Below are 20736 nucleotides of genomic sequence, written 5' to 3' on the forward strand. Positions count from 1 at the left end.
CGCGTGTTGGGGTCTCGTCGCGCGGTCGTTCCGGTATGGCTGCGCTCGCGCATTAATGCGCTAGACGATCTGATCGAGCGGGGCAGGCCATTCCGGGTTCGCGCGGGAGCTCGCGGATTCGCGCACCGGCGTGGTCGTGCGCGACGGTGCGCCGAAGGCTGATATCAGTATCGTCGAAGGCCTGAAGGACGTGCTGTTGCATGCGCAGTCGATCGCCTATTCGGACAATCAAGCCAAGCATAAACAATAGATTTTGATACAAACTTGCGTGTCGCAATATTGGGTGGTTCTGTTCGACCATTATCTCAAAATCACGAGGCATGGTTAATACGTTAGTATCGACCCTGTCGTAAAGGCGAGGCGCAAAGAGTCTCTGGACCGCAATTCAACGAAAGGAACGGCAAGTGCCAATTCCAGCATACATGTGGCTTAAAGATGACGGCGGGGCTGATATCAAAGGCTCTGCTACGGTGCAAGGACGTGAAGGAAGTATCGAGATAATCGGATTCAGTCACGGCGTGAATCTTCCGGCCGATAACAAGAGAGGAACAAGAGAGGCGATATTACCGGACCGCGCAACCACTCCCCTATGAATCTTGAAAAAGAGTTTGACGCCTCCAGCCCTTATCTGTACAAAGCCGTTGCCACGGGGCAATCATTGCAATCCGCAGAGCTGAAGTGGTATCGAATTAATGATGCCGGGCAAGAGGAAGTCTATTTGGTCATGTTGCAGGAGGGTGTGAGGGTAGTCGGCGTCAACCCTGGAATGGCGAACGCCAAAATCTCTGCAATGTCTCAGCTTAACCATGTCGAATCGGTCGGGTTATTGTATGAACGCATCACTTGGCACTATATCGACGGCAACATCAAGTTCACTGACAGTTGGAGTGAACGATCTTAATCATGGCGCTACAAGGGAAATTCGTAGTCGATAACGCTCCGACCCTGCTGCTAGTAATGTTTGGCGTAGGGACATTCCCGGCTTTCTCGGGGGATGATATTTATCGCAATCGGGGCGGCTGTACGGCTATCGTGGGAAAAGGACCATTACCTGCGGGAAAGTATTGGATAGTTGCGCGGCCAAGTGGCGGAATACGCTCTCGATTGGAAGCAATGATCAGGGATACATGGAATACTGCCAGCGGAAACCCATCTCATCATGATGAATGGTTCGCTCTGTATCGGGACGACGGGCTGATTGATGATTGGACCTGGGTAAGCGGCGTCAAGCGTGGTAACTTCCGATTGCATCCTGTTGACGGGTCAGGCGTTTCATTCGGATGTATCACGCTGAAAAATGGCGCGGATTTTAACAAACTTCGACAAGTGCTTCTTCATACACCGACTATTCCAGCCGGTAATTCAGGGATGCGCGCTTACGGATGGATCGAGGTAACGACAATTGGCGATATTTGCCCGTAGACTTTGCAGGCTATTTCTTTTTCTTATTTTATTTCTGTTGTCGGTGCGGTATGTTCACACTTATCCATTGCCTATGACATTTGAGCAGCAGCATATATTGATCAAAATCTCCGACAAGCTCGGAGTGGCCGATTATGAACTGCTTTACATCGCCGCAATGACGACTATAGATCTGATTGTGGCGATCGTTCTTTATGTGCTGATCGTGAAAATATGGCGGACTTGCACGCGAGGGAGAAGTCGTTGATTTGCTTCTCATCGAAACTCAGAACAGCTTGCCCGGATTCAAAATGCCGTTCGGATCGAGCGCACGCTTGATCGCGACCATCGCGGCAAGCTCGGCCGGTGAGCGCGAAATCGGCAGGAACTCGCGCTTCAGCGAACCGATGCCATGTTCCGCCGACACCGACCCGCGCAACGGTCCGAGCATCTCATAGACGAACGCATAGACCGCGTGATGTTCGACGCCCGGAATCGAATGACCATCGACAGTCAAATGCAGATTCGAATCGCCGATATGCCCGAAGAAATACGCTTCGTTGCCGGGCCAGCGCTGATCGAGCGCCGCGCGGCAACGGTCGACGAACGTGCCGATCTCGCCGATCGGCAGACTCACGTCGAAGTTGATCGGATCGAGCTTGATCGGAAACTCCGCGGTGCACTCGCGGATCGCCCATAGCGCGCGCGCATCGGCGACCGATTGCGCGATCACCGCGTCGCGCAGCGCGCCCGCTTGCAGCGCATCGGTCAGCGCCTGGGCGAAACGTTCCCCAGCGTCGTCGGCATCGAAGCCCGCGTGCTCGATCAGCGCATAGAGCGGATGCGCGGCGTCGAACGGCGAGCGCGCGCCGGTCAGCTTCACGCCGAAATCGTAGAAGTCCGGCCACATGATCTCGAACGCGCCGATGTCGTTGCCGAAGCGCGTCGCGAGACGGCGCAACAGGCTCACCGCGGCATCGTAATCGTCGAGCGCGACGAGCGCCGTATGGCGCGCCGCACGTCGCGGATGCAGCCGCAGCACCGCGCGCGTGATCACGCCGAGCGTGCCCTCCGAACCGATGAACCAGTGCTTCAGGTCATAGCCGGTGTTGTTCTTGACCATCTTGCCGAGCGAACTGAGCACGTCGCCATTGGCGAGCACCACTTCGAGCCCGAGCACCTGGTCGCGCGCGGTGCCGGACTGGATCACCCGATTGCCGCCCGCGTTGGTCGCGAGATTGCCGCCGATCTGGCACGAGCCGCGCGCGCCGAGGTCGAGCGCGAGTTCGAAGCCCGCTGCTTCGGCGGCTTCCTGCGCGGCCTGTAACGTGGTGCCGGCACGTACGGTCAGCGTGGCCGACGCGGTGTCGAGTTCTTCGACGCCGGCCAGACGTTCGAGCGACAACGCGATATCGTCGGCGCGCGCGATCGCGCCGCCCGCGAGTCCGGTCATACCGCCTTGCGGTACCACCGGCTGATGCGCGGCGTGGCAGATCGCGAGCGCACGCGATACTTCGTCGGTCGTGCGCGGCATCAGCAGCGCCGCCGGACGCGTCGGCTCGTGGCGCGTCCAGTCGGTCAGCGCGCGTTCGCCGATCTGCTCGCCGACGCGCACCGCGTCGACGCCAAGCGCGGCGCGCAAGGCCTCGAGTGTCGTCGCGAGCGGTGCGGTTGCGGTCGGGGTTGCGGGCCGGGTCGTCTGGTCGCCGGTGATGCTCGGTTCTGTCATGCAGGAGGTCCTTACTGTGCGGTAGCGGCGAGTTTCTTGCGGTAGCCCATCGAATCGTTGATGCGGCCGAGGATATAGTCGCCCGCGGCGACCGGCTGATATTTGCTTTGCGCGTCGCTCGCGCCGAGCTCACGCGGATCGACGAGCGCGCCGTAGGTCGGATCGTAGAACGTCGCGATCGAATAGCGCTCGCGCCCCGATGCATTGATCACGCGATGCAGCGTCGAGCGGAAGCGGTCGTTGGTCCAGCGCGCGAGCAGATCGCCGACGTTCACGACGAAGCTGCCTTCGACGGGCGGCGCCTCGACCCACGTATCGTTGGCGATTTCGCGCACCTGCAGGCCGCCGACCTGATCCTGCCACAGCAATGTGATGCAGCCGTAGTCGGTGTGCGGCGCGACGCCGAACTGATCTTCGTCCGGCTGCGGCGGCTGCGGCGGGTAGTAGACCATTTGCGTGCGCTGCATGCGCTTCGTGTAGCGCGGCGCGAAGAAATTTTCTTCGATGCCGAGACTCACCGCGACCGCGCGCAGCAGATCGGCCCCGCACGCGCCGACCGCCTCGTAATAGTCATACAGCACCGGCCGCAACCCGGGCATGAAGTCCGGCCAATTGTTCGGCCCGCGTAGTGCCTGGCCCGCCAGCACGTCGGGATCGTCTTCCGGCAGTTCGAGGCCGATGCTGAAGAACTCCTTGTAATCGGGCCGCTTCGCCTGATACATCGTCGCGTCGCCAAGCGCATTGAAGCCGCGATGCCGATGATTGACCGCCGCGCGTCGTTTCGTGTCGACCGGAAACGCGAAGAAAGTGCGCGCGGCCTGCGCGGCGGCATCGATCTTCGCTTGCGGCACGCCGTGATTGACGATGTAGAAAAAACCGATCGTCGTACAGGCTTCATGAATTTCCTTCGCGACGCGTCGGAGCGCCTGCTGATCGCCCGCGCGCACGCCGGCGACATCGATGATCGGAATGCGGGTCACGGCCATCGCGCGGCTCCTTCGAGGATCGGTATTGCAGTGGTATATACCGCCAAAAGCAGCGCCGCAAGTTGCTTCGCACGCCTCGATATCAGGGCTTTTCTCTACTCACGCGAGCATTTATTTTTCGCCGGAAACGCGGTATATACTGCCCAGCGAGGCCCGCAGCGCGCCGCCGGCGCGGCGGGTCCTAACGAAGACTTCGACACGCCGGCAACCCAACACCAATTCGCCCCCGGAGAACCCCATGCGTATCCTTGCAGGCTGGAAATGTCGTCTGGTCATGCTGGCGCTGTGCGCGGCAAGCGTCGCCGCGCACGCCGAAGACCAGCTCGCCAAAGTGAAGAAAGCCGGCGAACTGGTGGTCGGCACCGAAATGCAGTTCGCGCCATTCGACTTTCTCGAGAACGGTCAGCAAGCCGGCTTCAACAAGGAGCTGTTCGCGCAGATCGGCAAGGAAATCGGCGTCAAGGTGCGCTTCATCGATCTGCCGTGGCCGAGTGTGCTGCCCGGTCTCGAAGCGGGCAAGTTCGATATGGTCGGTGGCCCGCTGACGGTCACGAAGGCGCGCATGGAACGCTACACGTACACGCTGCCCGTCGCCGATGCGACCGACGCGCTGCTCAAGCGCGCGAACGATGCGTCGATCAAGCAATCGTCGGATATCGCGGGCAAGACGGTCGGCGCGGGCAAAGGCACCGCGCAGTTGGACCAGTTGAAGAGCTACGCGGCCACGCTGCCGAAGCAGCCTGAAATCCGCGAGTACGTCGACAACAATCAGGCTTACGCGGACCTCGCGGCGGGCCGCATCGCCGCGGCAGCGAACTCGATGACCAACATCGCGTATGTCGCGAAGCAGCGCCCCGAGATGTTCGCGGTCGTGCAGCCGCCGTTCGGCGCGAAGGTGTACTTCGCGTATGCATTGCGTAAGGACGCCGACAGCAAACCGCTCGCCGACGCGTTCAACGCAGCGCTCGTGAAGATGCAGAAGGATGGCCGCCTCGCCGCGTTGCAGAAAAAGTGGTTCGGTGTCGCGATGGAGATGCCGTCCACGATGCCCACGCCGAACTACTGAGCGTCTTCAACGTGGGCGTCCCGCGTCGTGCGATAGTTTCGCCGTAGCGCGGCGCGCGTCGCCCTTCCCGTTTCCACCGGCCGCGACCCATGTTCAACACGACCGTCTTCGTTCAGGGCCTGCCGCTGCTGCTGCATGCGGCGCTCGCCACCGTCGGCATTTCGCTGACGGGGCTCGTGATCGGATTCTTCGTCGGCATCGGCGTGTGCACCGCGCGGCTGTCGCAGCATCGCGCCGCGCGCCTCGCGGGCGGCGCCTACGTGTTCTTCTTTCGCGGCGTGCCGATGCTCGTGCAGTTGCTGCTCGTGTACTACCTGCTGCCGTTCGCCGGCATCAACGTGTCGCCGATCGTCGCCGCGATCAGCGCGGTGTCGTTGTGCTCGGCCTCGTACATCGCCGAGATTCTGCGCGGCGGTTTTCTGAGCATTCCGCCCGGACATCTCGAAGCCGCGCGCATGCTCGGGCTTTCCCCGCTCGATACGCTGCGGCGCATTCTGGTGCCGCAAGCATTCCGTTTGACGCTGCCGTCGCTCGTCAACGAAATGGTGCTGCTGATCAAGGCTTCTTCGCTGATCTCGGTGGTCGGCGTCGCCGAGTTGACGCGCACCGCGCAGAACATCGCCGCGAGCACTTACCGGCCGCTCGAAGCGTATGTCGCGGCCGGGCTCATCTACTTCGTGATCTGCGGTTCGCTCGCGCTGGTCGCGCATGCGGCCGAACACCGTTTGCAGCACGCCTGAATCGACTCACGTTTAAGCGAACCTCGCCATGCAAACGTTCGACCCGACCGTCATCACGCACAACCTGCAGCCGATCGCCGCCGGCCTCGCGACGACGGTCGCCAGCTGGGCCGCGGGCGTCGCGATCGGTCTCGCGATCGGCTTCCTGATCGCGGTGCTGCAACTGTTCTGCGGACGCTGGCTGCGCGCCGTGCTGCGTGTCTACATCGAGTTGCTGCGCGGCACGCCGTTTCTCGTGCAGCTTTTTCTGCTGTACTACGCTGGCCCGTCCATCGGCCTCACGCTCGAACCGATGACGGCCGGCATCGTCGGCCTCGGTCTCTACGGCAGCGCGTATTTCGCCGAGGCGTTCCGCTCCGGCTTCCAGTCGGTGCCCAAAGGCCATCTCGAAGCGGCGGCGTGTCTCGGACTCACGCGCTGGCAGGCGATCCTGCGCATCCAGGCGCCGCAGATGCTGGTGCTGATCGTGCCCGCGCTGACCAATCTGATCATCGTGTTGAGCAAGGAAACGGCCGTGCTGTCGATCGTCACGGTGCCCGAACTGACGTTCGTGCTGACCGGCATCGGCTCGGCCACCTTCGCTTTCGTCGAAACCCTGCTGGTGCTGTGCGTGTGCTATCTCGCGCTAGTCGAGCTGACCTCGCGCGCGGGCATGTGGGCCGAAGCCCGCCTCGCACGCTTCATGGCATGATTCCGGAACACCTATGAACGCCATCGCCGACATGTCCTCCACCGCGCAATCTTCCGCGCCGTCCGCCAGCGCAGCGGCGAACGCATCGAATGCCGCGCCGCTGATCGAGGTGCGCGATCTGCGCAAACGCTTCGGCGATCTCGAGGTGCTGCGCGGCGTCGATCTCGAGATCGCGCGCTCGGAAGTGGTCTGCATCATCGGGCCGTCGGGCTCGGGCAAGAGCACGCTGCTGCGCTGCCTCGCCGCGCTCGAAACCTACGATCACGGCGACGTGCGCATCGAAGGCGAGCTGCTCGGCTATGCCGAGCGCAACGGCAAACGCGTGCGCGCCTCGCAGGGCGAGATCAACCGCGTGCGCCGCAACGTCGGCATGGTGTTCCAGCAGTTCAACCTGTGGCCGCACATGACCGCGCTCGGCAACGTGATGGAGGCGCTGCTGCGCGTGCGGCGCCTGTCGCACGACGAAGCGCGCCGCCGCGCGAGCGCGATGCTGGAGACGGTCGGCCTCTCGCACAAGGGCGACGCGTATCCGGCGAAACTGTCGGGCGGTCAACAGCAACGCGTCGCGATTGCGCGCGCACTCGCGATGGAGCCGCACATCATGCTGTTCGACGAACCAACCTCGGCGCTCGATCCGGAGCTGGTCGGCGAGGTGCTGCAGGTGATGAAGCAGCTCGCGCGCGACGGCATGACGATGGCCGTGGTCACGCACGAAATGGGTTTTGCCGCGCAGGTCGCCGACAAGGTCGTATTCATCGATCAAGGCCGCATCGCCGTGCAGGGCAAACCGCGCGACGTGTTTCACGATGCCGCGCAGCCGCGTCTGCGGCAGTTTCTGCAAAACTACTTCGACCGCAATGCGTTCTGGACGCGCGGCCCCGACGACACCCCGCCCCTATGAGCGCCACCGTTCGCAACAAGCCTCATGGCAAATCGTCCGCCAGCGCGGCCAGCGCCGCGGCCAAAATCGCGCGCGGCAGCGACGAAGCGCCGGCCGCGCGCTACGAGCAGGTCAAACAGCACATTCGCCAGATCATCGGCTCGGGCGAACGCCAGGCGGGCGACCGTCTGCCTTCGGAGCTCGACCTCGTCGCAACGCTCGGCGTATCGCGGATGACGGTCAACCGCGCGCTGCGCGAACTCGCCGACGCGGGGCTCGTCACGCGCCTATCGGGCGTCGGTACTTTCGTCGCGCCGAACAAGCCGCAGTCCACGCTATTGATGATCGCCCATATCGGCGACGAGATCCGCTCGCGCGGCCACGCTTATCGCTGCGATATGGTGCTGTTGCAGCGCGAGACCGCGTCGGTCACGGTGTCGAACGCCTTGGGGCTGGCGCCCGGCGCTTCGGTGTTTCATGTGATCTGCGTGCATCGCGAGAACGGTCTGCCGGTGCAGCTCGAAGATCGCTATGTGAATCCGGCCGTCGCGCCGGATTTTCTGCAGCACGATTTCTCGGCGCTGAAGCCGTCCGAGTATCTGCTGACGGTCGTGCCGATGCACGATCTCGAACACGTGGTCGACGCGGCGCTGCCGACGCCTGCCGAAGCAGGGCTGCTCGAAATTCACGCCGACGAACCGTGCCTGACGCTGACGCGCCGCACATGGACGGGCGGCCTCGCCGTGACGTTCGCGCGTTTCGTGCATCCGGGTTCGCGCTACCGGCTCGGCTGCCGTTTTTCGCCGAATACCTCGCAGCGCCAGGGATAAAGCGCGCTTCGGCAACCGTACTACACGGTCCCCGCCAGATGAAAACGCGACGCCGGATGCCATAGCCGCACCGACGTCGCGACGTTCTCGCCGACCCACGTGCGCCGCCACAGCAGCAGACACGGCTCGCCGATATCCATCATCAGATGACGCCGCACATGGGCGTCGGGCTTTTGCGCGTAGATGCGAAACTCGGCGCGCTGCACGGGCGCGAGCCGCACCATGTAGTGATTCGGCGTTTCGACCGAGAAGTCCTGCTGCAGATATTCAGGGAACACCTTCGGATTGACGAAGCGGTCCTCGTACTGGATCGGCTCGCCCTCCTCGCTGTGCACGATGCACGAATGAAACGCGGGACCGTTCGCGAGACCGAGCGCTTCGAGCGCGTCGGCGTCGTCGCTCGGTTCGAGCGTCAGCACGCGCGCCGAATGACGATGACCGCGCGCGGCGATTTCATCGGCGATATTGCGGATCTCCAGCACCGTCGATTCATACCGCTGCGGCGCGACGAAGGTGCCCGAGCCTTGCACGCGCGTGAGCACGCGCTCGGCGGTCAGTTCGCGCAGCGCGCGCGACACCGTCATGCGCGCGACGCCGAACTCCTTGACCAGTTCCGTTTCGGAAGGGATCAGCCCGCCCGGCTTCCATGCGCCTTCGCTGATGCGCTGAAGCACGTAGCGTTTGATCTGCTCGTAGGCAGGCATCGCCTTGACCGGCGTATCGCGATCGCGATCGCGTTCGGCGGAATGCTGTTTCTGCTCGGCCTGTGCGGCGGGCGCTATACGCGCCTGTGTCGTTGTTTTCACTCCAAACCTCATCGGTGGTTCGCCGGTGGTACATGAGGTACACCGTGGCCGATTCTCCGACGGCCGGGCCCAATCTTACCCGGTTCGACGCTGGAAGACGGCCGGAACGCGCTACCAGATAAACGGCACGAAACGGTAACGCACACGAGCCATGTATTGGGTGTAGCCGTCGAGCTGCCCGGCGAGCAGCCGCTCCTCGCGCACCGCGCGCCAGCCCATCCCGTACCCCATCACGGGCAGCGCCACGAGCCCCCACCACGAGCCGAGCATCAGCGGCGTGCCGACGAAGAACACCAGCGCGGCCGCGTACATCGGATGACGGACGTACGCATAGGGCCCGGTGTCGGCGACCTTGTGCCCGCGGCTCGACTGAATCTTGACCACCGGTGCGGCATAGCTGTTCGCGCGAAACACGAACCGGCACGTGAAGATGCACAGGAACACGCACAACGCGCCGAGGCCCATGAGCCACGACGGCAGCGGCGCGGACCAGCGAAACCGCATCGCGTCGAAACCCATCAGGATCAGCCAGCCGCACCACGCGGCCCCGATCGCGGCCATGAACACACGATCCCAGCGGCTCTGCTGCGCCTGCACGAACGGCGCGAGCCGCTCCGCGAGCAGCGCGGGATCATGACGCGCGAGCCACAAGCCGAGCCACAGGCTCAATACCGCCAGCTCGAACAGATACCACCACGCTGCCGGCCACGCGAGCGTGCCGGCCGCGCCGAACAGCAGCACGCCCATGAAAACCAGCCACGCCAGCGATTGCAGGATCAGACGTGCGACCATCGCGGCTCCCTTGAGCGGTCGGCTCATGCGGCCTCATCGCGCGTGCGCACGCGCTCGAACACGTCGGCGAGATCGATGTCCTCCAGATTCAAGCCGAAACGCTCACGCAGACAGTCGGCGAGTTCGGCGGCGCTCGCGAGGCGCCGTTCGTTGACGATCTGCCCTCGTGCGTCGCGCTCGTTGAACTGATCGTTGAATAGCGCCAGGCGCAATTCGGGCAACACGCGGCACGCCAGCAGGTTATGAACGAACTTCGAATCCGGTGACGTCGACGTGTACCAGTTCGAGGTTTCATAGTCGATCCACTCGACTGCGCGCAGATCGACGTGATAAACGCGGGTCCAGCTCTCGTCCGGCGCCAGCACCTCGAGATAGACGGTGTCGCGCCCCGCATCGGCGAGACGGAACGTGCCGAGCGGAGTCGGCTGCGCGAGGCCGGCGGTCAGCCGCAGCGGCGCGGTCAGCGTCACGGCGCCGAAGCCGACGTCGGCGATCCATGCGTCGCCGTCGATATCGACGCGCAGCACCATATGCGTGCGCGGCGCAATCGTGCCGGGCTCGCGGCCCCACACGACGCGCGCAAGCATCGGCGTGACCCTGAAGCCGAGTTGCATCAGCACGTTCGCGAACAGAATGTTCTGCTCGAAGCAGTAGCCACCGCGCTTTTCGGTCACGAGCTTGCGTTCCACGGCTTCGAGCTCGAGCCTGACGGGCCGGCGCGTCAACGGGTTCAGGTTCTCGAACGGGATCGCGGCGGGATGGAGCCGGTGAATCGCCCGCAGCACCTCGAGCGTGGCGGCGCGCGGGCCCTGATAGCCGATCCGGGCGAAGTAGTTTTCCAGATTGATGGTGTGGGACATCGGCGGAATTCCGGTTGGATTGCAGGTTCGACGCGATCATAGCGGCTTTCGGCGCTGACTCGACCGCGCGCGGGACGAAGCGAAAACGCGCCTACAACCCCTTCAACGCCGAGGTCGCGATCGACGGCACCGTGATGCCGTGGCTCGATGCGAACTGCACGGCCGAGCTCAGCGTCGACATCAGCGACTGCAACTGCCCCGGCGCCGATTGCGCGATATACGAAGCGCTTTGCGCGGTCTGCGGATTGAGTCCCGATTGCAGCAGCGACGACGGACTCATCTGACCCAGGCTGCCGAGCCCCGACTGCAAGCTCGAATACTGGCTCACGCCCTTGCCGAGCGACGACAGACCCTGCGTGAACGCTTCCTTGTTGACCGGCGTCGCGGACGCGCCGCCACTTGCATGATTCGCGAACGCATCGGTCAGCTTCTGCGACAGCGACTGCTGGGTGCTGCCGACCTGCGTCAACTGACTGACCGACGGCGTGCCGCCGCTGAGCAGCCCCGCCGCCTGCTGCGCCTGGCCGGCGGCACTCGTCATGCCCATCGCCGACGCAAGGCTCGACTGTCCGCTCAGCACCTGCTGGTTCGCGCCCACGTAACTCTGCAGCAACTGCGACACGCCGCCCGACGACGCCCCGGCACCCGCCGCGCTATCGCCGCCCCCGCCGATGCCGAACTGCTTCAGATTCAACTGCGCGTGCGCTGCGCCGCCCAGCAACAGACCACCACTCACCAGCAACGAAACCAGAAGAATGCGCTTGCCCATCTCTACCTCCTTACTTTGACTTTCGGGGTGACTCGTGCGCTTCGACACCTCGCCGTTTCGCACGTTCGGCCTGACTACATCAATACGTTTTCATTACGCGCCAATGAATATCTGTTTACGTCCTCATAAAGTTTAGACGCAGTCCGTAAATCCGGGAATTACATGCCAGTAATATTGTTGCGAATCGTTCTCATTTGTGTTGACTGCCGCAATACGCCTGCGTACGATCACGCCATCAGCCGCTTTGGCAGCCTGGGACAACACGCGATGTCGCGCCAGGCAGTCGCAGATTGATCACATCGGTCGAAACAACACTCATAAGGATTTCGATGAAGTTCGCCCAACTCAATGGATCGCGTGCCAATGCGCGTCCGGTTTGCGACGCTTGCGCAGGTCCCGGCGCAACTCATCGTACGCGTTTGCCTTCGATGCGGCGCGTCGCACTGTGCACGGCCTTCGCGTGTGCCTCGTTGACCGGCCACGCGGCGCTGGCCGAAGCCAATCCCGATGCGAACCCGGAAGCGCCCGAGGCCGACCTGAACATTCGGGCGACGCAAACCGACCAGTGGACGGGCCTCTGGAACCGCCAGCAATTGCTCGGCGACATGGGCGGCCTGCGTCCGTGGCTCGGCAAGTACGGCATGACCTTCACGCTGACCGAAACCAGCGAAGTGCTGGCCAATCTGCGCGGCGGTCTCGCGCGCGGCGTCGACTACGACGGCCTGACCACCGCGACCTTGCAGATGGATACGCAAAAGGCGTTCGGCCTGCCGGGCGGCCTCTTCAACGTCAGCGCACTGCAAATTCACGGCGCGAACCTGAGCGCGAACAAGCTCGGCACGTTGAATACCGCGAGCGGCATCGAGGCCGACGACGCGACGCGTCTGTGGGAGCTCTGGTATCAGCAGTCGTTCCTGAACAAACGCGTGGACGTGAAGATCGGTCAGCAGAGTCTCGACCAGGAATTCATCACGAGCACGTATGCAGCCCTGTTCCTCAACACGATGTTCGGCTGGCCCGCGCTGCCCTCGTACGACATGCCGTCGGGCGGTCCCGCCTATCCGCTCGCGGGTCTCGGCGTGCGCGTGCGCGGCCAGATCACCCCTTCGTTGACCGCGCTTGCCGGCGTGTATTCGGGCGACCCGCTCGGCAACGACCCGGACAACATGAGCGGCACGAACTTCAACCTGCATAACGGCGCGTTGTGGATCGGCGAGCTGCAGTATTCGATCAACCAGCCGGCCGAAGGCGAAATGGTCGGCACGGGCGGCCGCGGTCTGCCGGGCACCTACAAGCTCGGCGTCTGGTACAACACCAACAAGTTCGCCGATCAGCGCTACGACAACATGGGGCTGTCGCTCGCGAATCCGGCGTCGACCGGCATTCCGGTGAATCACAGCGGCAACTACAGCTTCTATGCGGTCGCCGATCAGATGGTGTGGCGCCCCGACTCCGACGAACCACGCAGTCTCGGCGTGTTCGTGCGCGTGATGGGCGCGCCGGGCGACCGCAACCTCGTGCAAGTCGCGGCCAACCTGGGCGTCGTGCTGAAGGCGCCGTTCAAGGGCCGTGACAACGACAGCGCCGGTCTCGCGCTGACCTACATCAAGGTCGGCAGTCACGTGAACGGACTCGACAAGGACTTCCTGGCATTCAACGGCAGCCCCTACGGCGTGCGCACCAGCGAAACCACGCTAGAGGCGACCTACCAATATCAGGTCAATCCGTGGTGGCAGTTGCAGGCCGACGCGCAATACACGTTCAACGCCGGTGCGGGCCAGAACCCGAACGACCCGACGCAGCCGCTGCGCAACACCTTCGTCGTCGGTATGCGGACCAATATCAACTTCTGACGCCACCCGCCGCGCGCTTTCATCCTCGCAAGCACATGCCACCCCACGCAACCGGACCAGCACTTCCCATGCTTTCTATCGTCGCCGCCACTCCCGCTTTGTGCACCCGCACGGAGGCCCAATCGTGAATCAAGTAACGCGCAAGCTTGCGGCGCGCGCCGCGCGAGCCCTGCTCGCCGCGATGGCCGGCGCCGCCGCTCTCACGACGGCCGCCAGCGCGCAGGCCGAGCCGCAAGGCTTCCTTGAAACGGTCAAGCATCACACGACGCTAATCAACACCGTGCCGGATAACGGCGACCAGAATCCGTACGCGCTCGTGGTCGCGCCGGTCAGCGCGGGCACCGTGAAGAAAGGCGACGTGCTGGTCGGCAACTTCAACAACTCGACGAACCTGCAGGGCACCGGCAGCACGATCATCAACTATCACCCGGACACCAGACAGATGACGGTGTTCGCGACCGTGCCGCGCGATCTGAAGGAATGCCCGGGCGGCATCGGCCTGTCGACCGCGATGACGATGCTGAAGTCGGGCTGGGTGATCGTCGGCAGCACGCCGAGCAACGACGGCACGACCGGCACCAAGGGCGCTGGCTGCCTGATCGTGATCGACCCGCAAGGCAAGATCGCGTCGACGATCTCGACGCCGAACATCAACGATCCGTGGGGCAACATGGCGGTCGTCGACAACGGCACGAGCGCAACGCTGTTCGTCAGCAACGCGGGCTTCGGCGTCGGCGGCGCGCAAGGCAATCCGCCCGTGTTCAAGCAGGCCACCGTGCTGCGCCTCGACCTCGACGTGCCGGCAGGCAAGCCGCCCGTCGTGAAGCAGGAAACCGTGATCGGCAGCGGCTTCGGCGCGCAGGCCGACAAGGGCGTGTTCCTCGTCGGGCCGACCGGCCTCGCGCTGTCGGCCGATCAGAAACTGCTGTACGTGTCCGACGCGATCGGCAACCGCATCACCGAGATCGACGATCCGCTCACGCGCGACAGCAGCGCGGGTGTCGGCCGCCAGTTGACCGCCGACGGCCTGCTGCATCGTCCGCTCGCGATGGTCACCGCGCCCAATGGCCACCTGCTGGTGACCAACGCGTTGAACGGCCAGGTCGTCGAGATCGATCCGGCGACCGGCAAGCAGCTGTACGCACGCTGGATCGATACCGACAAGGCGCAATCGCCTCCCGGCAACGGCGACCTGTTCGGTATCGCGATGACGCCGGAAGGCGACGGCTTCTACTACGTCGAAGACGACGTGAACACACTGGTGCTCGCGAAGTAGGCGGCACCCAGGTTTCAGGAAGGTGAACTGACCATGACAAACGATCACCCCCCACGGCCGTCACGACGCGGCTTCCTGAAGGCGGGGGGCGCGGCGGTCGCCGCCGGCGCGAGTCTCGGCGCAGGCCTCGCGACCTCGCCGCCCGCGCTCGCGAAGGCGCCCGCGCATAGCGCCCGGAACGCCGATCCGCAGTTCGCGGCCGAGCCGTTCTACGGTCCGCATCAAGGCGGCATCGTCACGCCGCAGCAGAGCCACACCTACGTCGCCGCGCTCGATCTGACCACCGACAAGCGCGACGAAGTGATCGCCCTGCTGCGCACGTGGACCGAAGCAGCCGCGCGCCTGACGCAAGGCGGCACGGCCTTCGCGCTGGCCGCCGGCGACGGCGGCGGCGACCAGGCCGCCCCCGATTCCGGCGACGTGCTGGGCCTCGGCCCGAACGGTCTGACGATCACGTTCGGCTTCGGCCCCGGCCTCTTCACGAAGGACGGCAAGGACCGCTACGGGCTTGCGTCGCGCCGCCCCGCCGCGCTCGTCGATTTGCCGCGCTTCAACGGCGATCAGCTGATCAAGGAGAAGACCGGCGGCGACCTGTTCATCCAGGCGTGCGCGAACGACGCGCAGGTTGCGTTTCACGCGGTACGCCAACTGACGCGCCGTGCCTACGGCGTCGCGGCGATGCGCTGGGGCCAGGCCGGTTTCCTGTCCGGTCCGCGCGCTCAGACGCCGCGCAACCTGATGGGCTTCAAGGACGGCACCAACAATCCGGCGACCGCGAAGCCTCAGCTGATGAACCAGTTCGTGTGGGCTCGCGCCACCGACGACGCACCGTGGATGGAAGGCGGCACCTACACGGTGGTGCGCCGCATCCGCATCACGCTCGAACACTGGGACAACACCGAGCTCGGTTTCCAGGAACAGGTGTTCGGCCGCCACAAGTACAGCGGCGCGCCGATCGGCAGCAAGCATGAATTCGACGCGGTGGATCTGAAGGCCGAGGACAAGGACGGTAACCCGGTGATCCCCGAGAACTCGCACGTGCGTCTGTCGAATCCGGCGAGCAACAACGGCGCGCAGATTCTGCGCCGCTCGTATTCGTACAACGAAGGCACGAACTTCTATATAGAGCGCTGGCCGCCGTGGCGCCAGGAAACCGAGTACGACGCGGGGCTGATTTTCATCGCGCACCAGAGCGACCCGCGCACCGGCTTCATCCCGATCAACGACCGGCTCGCGAAGTTCGACATGATGAACCAGTTCACGACCCACGTCGGCAGCGCGATTTTCGTCGTGCCGCCGGGCGCGAAGCCGGGTTCGTATGTCGGCGCGGGGCTGTTCGAGACGTGATGCAGCAAATGAAGCACGCCGGGCGTGCAGCGCCTGGCTCACTCAACACAATCAAACAAAACGGACTTCTGCAACATGGCTCATTCCTGGTTTGCCACCCGTCTGCGCGCGCTCGGCAGCATGGCCGCGCTGTCGCTCACCGCGCTCGCGACGATGCCCTCGGCGGCTCACTCGGCGTCGATCACGCTGTACAACGCGCAGCACGAGCAGGTCGTCAATCTGCTCGCAAAGGACTTCGAAAAGCAGTCGGGCATCTCGGTGAAAGTGCGCAACGGCGAAGGCCCGGCGCTCGCCGCGCAGATCGTCGCGGAAGGCGCGGCGTCGCCCGCCGACGTGTACTTCACGGAGAACTCGCCGGAGCTGATGCTGCTCGAGGAAAAGGGGCTGCTCGCGAAGGTCGACGAAGCGACGCTCCGCGCGGTGCCGGCACGTTTCAATTCGCCGAGCGGTGTATGGGTCGCCGTGACCGCGCGCGAGAGCGTGCTCGCATACAACACGACGAAGCTGCAGCCGTCGCAACTGCCACAATCGGTGCTCGACCTCGCGAAGCCTGAATGGAAAGGCAAGGTCGGCATCGCGCCGAGCGACGCCGACTTCCTGCCACTCGTGAGCGCGGTGCTGGCACTGAAGGGTGAAGAGCAGACGCTCGCGTGGCTGAAGGGTCTCAAAGCCAACTCGCAAATCTTCGACGATGACGAAGGCGTGGTCGCCGCGGTCAATCGCGGCGGGGTCGCGACCGGTCTGATCAACAACTACTACTGGTCGCGTCTGCATGCGGAAATCGGCGATGCGAAAACCCGCAGCGCGATCTATCACTTCGGCCACGGCGACGCAGGCGCGCTCGTCAACGTATCGGGCGCGGGCGTGCTGAAGTCCGCGCACAACGCGGACGGCGCGCAGAAGTTTCTCGCCTATCTGGTCAGCGAACGCGCACAGCAGCTGATGGCCAACAGCCACGTGATGTTCGAATATCCGCTGCACGCGGGTGTCGCGCCGGACCCGATCCTCAAGCCGTTTGCCGAACTGACTCCGCCCACGCTGACGATCCAGCAGCTCGGCGACGATAGCCAGGCCGGCAAGCTGCTACGTCAGGCAGGCCTGCTGTAAATGAGCGAAGCACTGTCAGCCGGTCCGCCGGCTGTCCCCCCAGGCCCGGCGCGCGGGCGGACGCGCGCGCCGCGCGGCCTTTTTGCGGCGGCAGCACTCAGCGCTTTGCTGGTGCTGCTGCCGATTGCGTTTACGTTCTGGCGCGCGGCGAGCTTCGGCATCGGCGACGCGCTCGATCTGATTTGGCGGCCCCTCGTCGGCGAGCTGCTCGTCAATACGGTGTTGATCACCGTCACGACTACCCTCGTTTGCGCGGTGATCGGCACGGCCGCCGCGTGGTTCGTCGAGCGCACGCATCTTCCCGGACGGCGCGCGTGGGCCGTGCTGTGCGCCGCGCCGCTCGCGATGCCGGCCTTCATTTCGAGCTATGCGTGGGTGTCGTTGAGCGAGGACTTGCAGGACTTCAACGGCGCGTTGCTGGTCTTGACCTGCGCGTATTTTCCGCTCGTCTATCTGCCGGTCGCCGCCGCGCTGCGCGGCATGGACCCGGCACTCGAAGAAAGTGCGCGCGCGCTCGGCTGCAACCGCTGGACGAGTTTCGCGCGCGTCGTGCTGCCGCAACTGCGGCCGGCGCTGCTCGGCGGCATGCTGCTCGTCGCGCTCGGCGTGCTATCGGAATTCGGCGCGTTCACGCTGCTGCGCTTTCATACGTTCACCACGCAGATCTACGCGGAATATCGCACCAGCTTCGACGGCGGCGGTGCATCGCTGCTCGCGTGTCTGCTGATCGTGATCTGCCTCGTCGTGCTTGCGTTCGAGTTTCGCGTGCGCGGTGCAGCGCGCTATGAGCGCGTCGATCGCGGCACGCGCCGCGCGGTGTTGCGCTACGAGCTCGGCGGGTGGCGCTGGCTGGTCGTCGCGGGCTTTGCGCTGCTGACGCTTGCGACGCTCGGCGTACCGCTCGGCATGATCGGCTTCTGGCTCACGCAGCCGGGCGCGGCCGCCGTGACGCCCGCCGACGTATCGCCCGAACTGCTGTGGAACGCGACGTGTTCGTCGCTGGGTTTCGGCCTCGCGGCGGCCGCGTTGACCACGTTGCTCGTGGTGCCGCTCGCGTTTCTGCTGGTGCGTTATCCGACGCGTTTCGCGACGCTGTTCGAGCGCACCGTGTTTCTCGCGCAGGGCGTGCCGGGGCTCGTGATTGCGCTCGCGATCGTCTCGCTCGCCGTGCATGCGCTGCAGCCGCTCTATCAAAGCGCGACGCTGCTGATCGTCGCCTACGCGATCCTGTTCATGCCGGTCGCACTCGTCAGCGTGCGCGCGGCATTCATGCAGGCGCAGCCGCGCCTCGAGGAAACCGCGCGCGCGCTCGGCCTTGACTGGACGCAGACGCTCGTGCGCGTCGTCCTGCCGCTCGCGGGCCCCGGGCTCGGCGCTGCCGCGGCGATGGTGTTCATCTCGGTCGTCACCGAACTGAACGCGACGCTGCTGCTGTCGCCGCTCGACACGCAAACGCTGGCGACCCAGGTGTGGGCCGACACGTCGACGATGGCGTTCGCCGCTGCCGCGCCCTATGCGGCGCTGCTGACCGGCATCTCGCTGTGCGCGTCGGGGCTGCTGTTCGCGCTGCTCGGCCGCTCGGCGCTGCTCGGCGAGCGCGGCTGACACGCGCCGGCTTTTTCATCGCTGCTTTTGTTCGACTACTTCGGATTTTCATGAGCGAACTTCGTATCCGCGGATTGCAGAAATCGTTCGACGGTCACCCGGTGCTGCACGGCCTCGATCTCTCGGTCGAGCGCGGCACGCTGCTCGCGCTGCTGGGGCCCTCGGGCAGCGGCAAGACCACGCTGCTGCGGCTGTTGTGCGGCTTCGAGCGCGCGGACGGCGGCAGCGTCGAGATCGATGGCCGGCGCGTCGTCGGCGACAAGCTGCACGTACCGTCGGAGCAACGCCGCATCGGTTACGTGCCGCAGGAAGGCGCGCTGTTTCCGCATCTGTCGGTCGCGGACAACATCGTGTTCGGTCTGCCACGCACGCAGCGCCGCGCGCGCCATCGCGTCGCTGAGTTGCTGGAGCTGGTCGGCCTGCCCGCGCATTTTGGCGAGCGCGCGCCGCAGCAATTGTCGGGCGGTCAACAGCAACGTGTCGCGCTCGCCCGTGCGCTCGCACCCACGCCGACGCTGATCATGCTCGACGAGCCGTTCTCCTCGCTCGACGCCGCGCTGCGCGTCGAAACGCGCCAGGCGGTCGCAAGTGCGCTGGCCGCGGCCGGCGCGACTGCCGTGCTGGTCACGCACGATCAGTCCGAGGCGTTGTCGCTCGGGCATGAGGTCGCGGTACTGTGGAATGGGAGGCTGATCCAGACCGCGACGCCCGAAGTGCTATACCGCCGGCCGGTGACGCGCGAGCTTGCGTCGTTCATTGGCGAGGCGGTGTTGTTGCCGGGCATCGCGCAACGGGATCGCGCGAGTTGCGAGCTCGGCGAACTCGCACTGGTCGCGCCCGTCGGCCACGGTGCGGTCGACGTGATGGTGCGTCCCGAGCAGATCCGCCTGCTGCGCGCCGATGAAACCGCGCGCACAGGCACCGCCCACGACGCGCTCGTCACCGACGTGATCTTCCAGGGGCAGGACGCAAGCGTCGCGCTGCAATTGCAGTCCGCGACGCGGGCGATGGTGCGCGCGCGCGTGCCCGGTTATCTGTGCCCGCGTCCGGGTGAGCGCGTGCGGCTCGCGGTCGAGGGTGAAGTGACCGCCTATTCGCGTGCCTGAACGGCTAAGGCTGGCACGCTCGGCTACCGCACCGACAGATCCTGCACCATCTGCTGCGCCAGATAATCGCAGGTCGGCCGATCCGATTTCGCGCTGCGCGCGACCACGATTTCGAGCGGCGCGATTCTCGGCAGGCCTTGCGCGTCGCCGAGTATCGCGAGCCGCGGCGGCACGCTGCACCGCGTCAGCGCAATCACCGACAAACCGGCATCCACGGTCGCGACGAGCCCCATCAGGCTCGCGCTGCTGAACGCCGCGCGATAACGGATGCGCGCGCCATCCAGCGCAGCCAGCGTGTGCTGGCGCGCGACGCAGCCCGGCTCGTACAACCCCACCGGCAACGGCGAGGCCTTCAGCACCGGCGTATCGACCGACGCCCCCAACCACACCATCGGTTCGCTGCGCACGAATTCGCCGCGCATCCTGCGGTCGCGCGTGACGAATGCGAGGTCGATCTTGTTGTCCGCGAGCATCGGCGCGAGTGCCGTGCTCTGCGCGCAGACGATCTCGATCTCGACGCGCGGGTACAGCGTCGCGAAACGCCGCAACACCGGCGATAGCAGCGACGACACATAGTCGTCCGGCGCGCCGAGCACCACCCGCCCGCTCACCTCGGGCCGCACGATCGCCGACCACGCCTCCTCCTGCAACGCAAGCGCGCGCCGCGCGTATTCGAGCAGCGTACTGCCGGGCCGCGTCAGCGACAGGTTGCGCGTGTTGCGTGCGAACAGCGTCGTGCCGAGCATCGTTTCGAGCCGCTTGATCTGCATGCTGACCGCCGCCTGCGAGCGATGCACGCTCGCCGCCGCCTTCGTGAAGCTGCCCGCCTCCACGACCGCGACGAAGCTGCGCAACAGATCGACGTCGAATTCAGGGTTCACGATTTATCAGC

At 64.8% G+C, this 20736-nt stretch carries 19 protein-coding genes and 2 pseudogenes; 14 read left to right on the forward strand and 7 right to left on the reverse strand.

The window, feature by feature from the left end; genetic code table 11:
- Nucleotides 1-57: 57 nt before the first annotated feature.
- The 3 genes and pseudogenes from HDG37_RS39375 to HDG37_RS18255 form a co-directional block, all read left to right on the forward strand.
- Nucleotides 58-229, forward strand: a pseudogene (locus HDG37_RS39375) (ABC transporter substrate-binding protein); the annotation flags it as partial.
- A 175-nt stretch (nt 230-404) separates the two neighbouring features.
- Nucleotides 405-901 (forward strand): annotated as a pseudogene (locus tag HDG37_RS40380) (Hcp family type VI secretion system effector).
- Between the two features lie 2 nt (nt 902-903).
- Complete coding sequence (locus HDG37_RS18255) at nt 904-1422, forward strand: DUF2778 domain-containing protein (RefSeq protein WP_184050023.1); 519 nt, start codon at nt 904-906, stop codon at nt 1420-1422.
- A gap of 265 nt (nt 1423-1687) precedes the next feature.
- Here HDG37_RS18255 and HDG37_RS18260 read toward each other — a convergent pair whose 3' ends face one another.
- On the reverse strand, nt 1688-3130 hold the full coding sequence (locus HDG37_RS18260) for an FAD-binding oxidoreductase (protein ID WP_184050025.1): 1443 nt from the start codon (nt 3128-3130) through the stop codon (nt 1688-1690).
- An 11-nt stretch (nt 3131-3141) separates the two neighbouring features.
- The gene (locus HDG37_RS18265) at nt 3142-4116 is read right to left on the reverse strand and encodes an isopenicillin N synthase family oxygenase (RefSeq protein ID WP_184050027.1); all 975 of its coding nucleotides are present in this window, start codon (nt 4114-4116) and stop codon (nt 3142-3144) included.
- A 238-nt stretch (nt 4117-4354) separates the two neighbouring features.
- Between HDG37_RS18265 and HDG37_RS18270 the strand changes: the two genes are divergently transcribed.
- From HDG37_RS18270 to hutC (HDG37_RS18290), 5 genes are all read left to right on the forward strand, one after another.
- Nucleotides 4355-5182, forward strand: coding sequence for a transporter substrate-binding domain-containing protein (locus tag HDG37_RS18270; RefSeq protein WP_090806118.1), 828 nt, complete (start codon nt 4355-4357; stop codon nt 5180-5182).
- Nucleotides 5183-5271: 89 nt separating this feature from the next.
- Nucleotides 5272-5922, forward strand: coding sequence for an amino acid ABC transporter permease (locus HDG37_RS18275; protein WP_176105687.1), 651 nt, complete (start codon nt 5272-5274; stop codon nt 5920-5922).
- A 28-nt stretch (nt 5923-5950) separates the two neighbouring features.
- Nucleotides 5951-6613 (forward strand): amino acid ABC transporter permease, encoded by a 663-nt coding sequence (locus HDG37_RS18280; protein ID WP_184050029.1) that lies wholly within the window; start codon nt 5951-5953, stop codon nt 6611-6613.
- Nucleotides 6614-6626: 13 nt separating this feature from the next.
- Entirely contained in the window at nt 6627-7514 is an 888-nt protein-coding gene (locus tag HDG37_RS18285; protein WP_311541498.1) for an amino acid ABC transporter ATP-binding protein, read from the forward strand.
- On the forward strand, nt 7511-8323 hold the full coding sequence (gene hutC, locus HDG37_RS18290; protein ID WP_184050031.1) for a histidine utilization repressor: 813 nt from the start codon (nt 7511-7513) through the stop codon (nt 8321-8323). Before HDG37_RS18285 ends, hutC (HDG37_RS18290) begins: the two co-directional genes overlap by 4 nt.
- 20 nt (nt 8324-8343) lie before the next feature.
- Here the strand turns inward: hutC (HDG37_RS18290) and hutC (HDG37_RS18295) are convergent, their stop codons facing one another.
- The 4 genes from hutC (HDG37_RS18295) to HDG37_RS18310 all read right to left on the reverse strand — a co-directional run bounded on the left by hutC (HDG37_RS18295) (nt 8344) and on the right by HDG37_RS18310 (nt 11550).
- Entirely contained in the window at nt 8344-9129 is a 786-nt protein-coding gene (gene hutC / locus HDG37_RS18295; protein ID WP_090806124.1) for a histidine utilization repressor, read from the reverse strand.
- A 111-nt stretch (nt 9130-9240) separates the two neighbouring features.
- The gene (locus HDG37_RS18300; RefSeq protein ID WP_090810077.1) at nt 9241-9921 is read right to left on the reverse strand and encodes an isoprenylcysteine carboxylmethyltransferase family protein; all 681 of its coding nucleotides are present in this window, start codon (nt 9919-9921) and stop codon (nt 9241-9243) included.
- Between the two features lie 23 nt (nt 9922-9944).
- On the reverse strand, nt 9945-10781 hold the full coding sequence (locus tag HDG37_RS18305; protein ID WP_184050033.1) for an arylamine N-acetyltransferase: 837 nt from the start codon (nt 10779-10781) through the stop codon (nt 9945-9947).
- Nucleotides 10782-10872: 91 nt separating this feature from the next.
- The gene (locus HDG37_RS18310; protein ID WP_090806128.1) at nt 10873-11550 is read right to left on the reverse strand and encodes a hypothetical protein; all 678 of its coding nucleotides are present in this window, start codon (nt 11548-11550) and stop codon (nt 10873-10875) included.
- A 329-nt stretch (nt 11551-11879) separates the two neighbouring features.
- Here HDG37_RS18310 and HDG37_RS18315 point away from each other — a divergent pair, with 329 nt between their 5' ends.
- The 6 genes from HDG37_RS18315 to HDG37_RS18340 all read left to right on the forward strand — a co-directional run bounded on the left by HDG37_RS18315 (nt 11880) and on the right by HDG37_RS18340 (nt 19844).
- Entirely contained in the window at nt 11880-13403 is a 1524-nt protein-coding gene (locus tag HDG37_RS18315) for a carbohydrate porin (RefSeq protein WP_184050035.1), read from the forward strand.
- A gap of 181 nt (nt 13404-13584) precedes the next feature.
- Entirely contained in the window at nt 13585-14679 is a 1095-nt protein-coding gene (locus HDG37_RS18320; protein WP_184050114.1) for a hypothetical protein, read from the forward strand.
- A gap of 33 nt (nt 14680-14712) precedes the next feature.
- On the forward strand, nt 14713-16026 hold the full coding sequence (efeB, locus tag HDG37_RS18325) for an iron uptake transporter deferrochelatase/peroxidase subunit (RefSeq protein WP_184050037.1): 1314 nt from the start codon (nt 14713-14715) through the stop codon (nt 16024-16026).
- A gap of 75 nt (nt 16027-16101) precedes the next feature.
- Nucleotides 16102-17133 (forward strand): iron ABC transporter substrate-binding protein, encoded by a 1032-nt coding sequence (locus HDG37_RS18330; RefSeq protein WP_184050039.1) that lies wholly within the window; start codon nt 16102-16104, stop codon nt 17131-17133.
- Nucleotides 17134-18738 (forward strand): iron ABC transporter permease, encoded by a 1605-nt coding sequence (locus HDG37_RS18335; protein ID WP_184050041.1) that lies wholly within the window; start codon nt 17134-17136, stop codon nt 18736-18738. It begins immediately after the preceding gene.
- A gap of 50 nt (nt 18739-18788) precedes the next feature.
- Complete coding sequence (locus tag HDG37_RS18340) at nt 18789-19844, forward strand: ABC transporter ATP-binding protein (protein ID WP_184050043.1); 1056 nt, start codon at nt 18789-18791, stop codon at nt 19842-19844.
- A gap of 23 nt (nt 19845-19867) precedes the next feature.
- Here the strand turns inward: HDG37_RS18340 and HDG37_RS18345 are convergent, their stop codons facing one another.
- Entirely contained in the window at nt 19868-20725 is an 858-nt protein-coding gene (locus HDG37_RS18345; protein ID WP_184050045.1) for a LysR family transcriptional regulator, read from the reverse strand.
- Nucleotides 20726-20736 lie beyond the last annotated feature (11 nt).

This window comes from Paraburkholderia sp. MM5384-R2, assembly GCF_014201025.1.
Lineage (GTDB): Bacteria > Pseudomonadota > Gammaproteobacteria > Burkholderiales > Burkholderiaceae > Paraburkholderia > Paraburkholderia tuberum.

What these genes read in the sequence shown, in the direction of transcription:
- HDG37_RS18255 (WP_184050023.1), top strand. Translation starts at nt 904, where the DNA reads ATGGCGCTACAAGGGAAATTCGTAGTCGATAACGCTCCGACCCTGCTG.
- HDG37_RS18260 (WP_184050025.1), bottom strand. Translation starts at nt 3,130, where the DNA reads ATGACAGAACCGAGCATCACCGGCGACCAGACGACCCGGCCCGCAACC.
- HDG37_RS18265 (WP_184050027.1), bottom strand. Translation starts at nt 4,116, where the DNA reads ATGGCCGTGACCCGCATTCCGATCATCGATGTCGCCGGCGTGCGCGCG.
- HDG37_RS18270 (WP_090806118.1), top strand. Translation starts at nt 4,355, where the DNA reads ATGCGTATCCTTGCAGGCTGGAAATGTCGTCTGGTCATGCTGGCGCTG.
- HDG37_RS18275 (WP_176105687.1), top strand. Translation starts at nt 5,272, where the DNA reads ATGTTCAACACGACCGTCTTCGTTCAGGGCCTGCCGCTGCTGCTGCAT.
- HDG37_RS18280 (WP_184050029.1), top strand. Translation starts at nt 5,951, where the DNA reads ATGCAAACGTTCGACCCGACCGTCATCACGCACAACCTGCAGCCGATC.
- HDG37_RS18285 (WP_311541498.1), top strand. Translation starts at nt 6,627, where the DNA reads ATGAACGCCATCGCCGACATGTCCTCCACCGCGCAATCTTCCGCGCCG.
- hutC (WP_184050031.1), top strand. Translation starts at nt 7,511, where the DNA reads ATGAGCGCCACCGTTCGCAACAAGCCTCATGGCAAATCGTCCGCCAGC.
- HDG37_RS18300 (WP_090810077.1), bottom strand. Translation starts at nt 9,921, where the DNA reads ATGGTCGCACGTCTGATCCTGCAATCGCTGGCGTGGCTGGTTTTCATG.
- HDG37_RS18305 (WP_184050033.1), bottom strand. Translation starts at nt 10,781, where the DNA reads ATGTCCCACACCATCAATCTGGAAAACTACTTCGCCCGGATCGGCTAT.
- HDG37_RS18310 (WP_090806128.1), bottom strand. Translation starts at nt 11,550, where the DNA reads ATGGGCAAGCGCATTCTTCTGGTTTCGTTGCTGGTGAGTGGTGGTCTG.
- HDG37_RS18315 (WP_184050035.1), top strand. Translation starts at nt 11,880, where the DNA reads ATGAAGTTCGCCCAACTCAATGGATCGCGTGCCAATGCGCGTCCGGTT.
- HDG37_RS18320 (WP_184050114.1), top strand. Translation starts at nt 13,585, where the DNA reads ATGGCCGGCGCCGCCGCTCTCACGACGGCCGCCAGCGCGCAGGCCGAG.
- efeB (WP_184050037.1), top strand. Translation starts at nt 14,713, where the DNA reads ATGACAAACGATCACCCCCCACGGCCGTCACGACGCGGCTTCCTGAAG.
- HDG37_RS18330 (WP_184050039.1), top strand. Translation starts at nt 16,102, where the DNA reads ATGGCTCATTCCTGGTTTGCCACCCGTCTGCGCGCGCTCGGCAGCATG.
- HDG37_RS18335 (WP_184050041.1), top strand. Translation starts at nt 17,134, where the DNA reads ATGAGCGAAGCACTGTCAGCCGGTCCGCCGGCTGTCCCCCCAGGCCCG.
- HDG37_RS18340 (WP_184050043.1), top strand. Translation starts at nt 18,789, where the DNA reads ATGAGCGAACTTCGTATCCGCGGATTGCAGAAATCGTTCGACGGTCAC.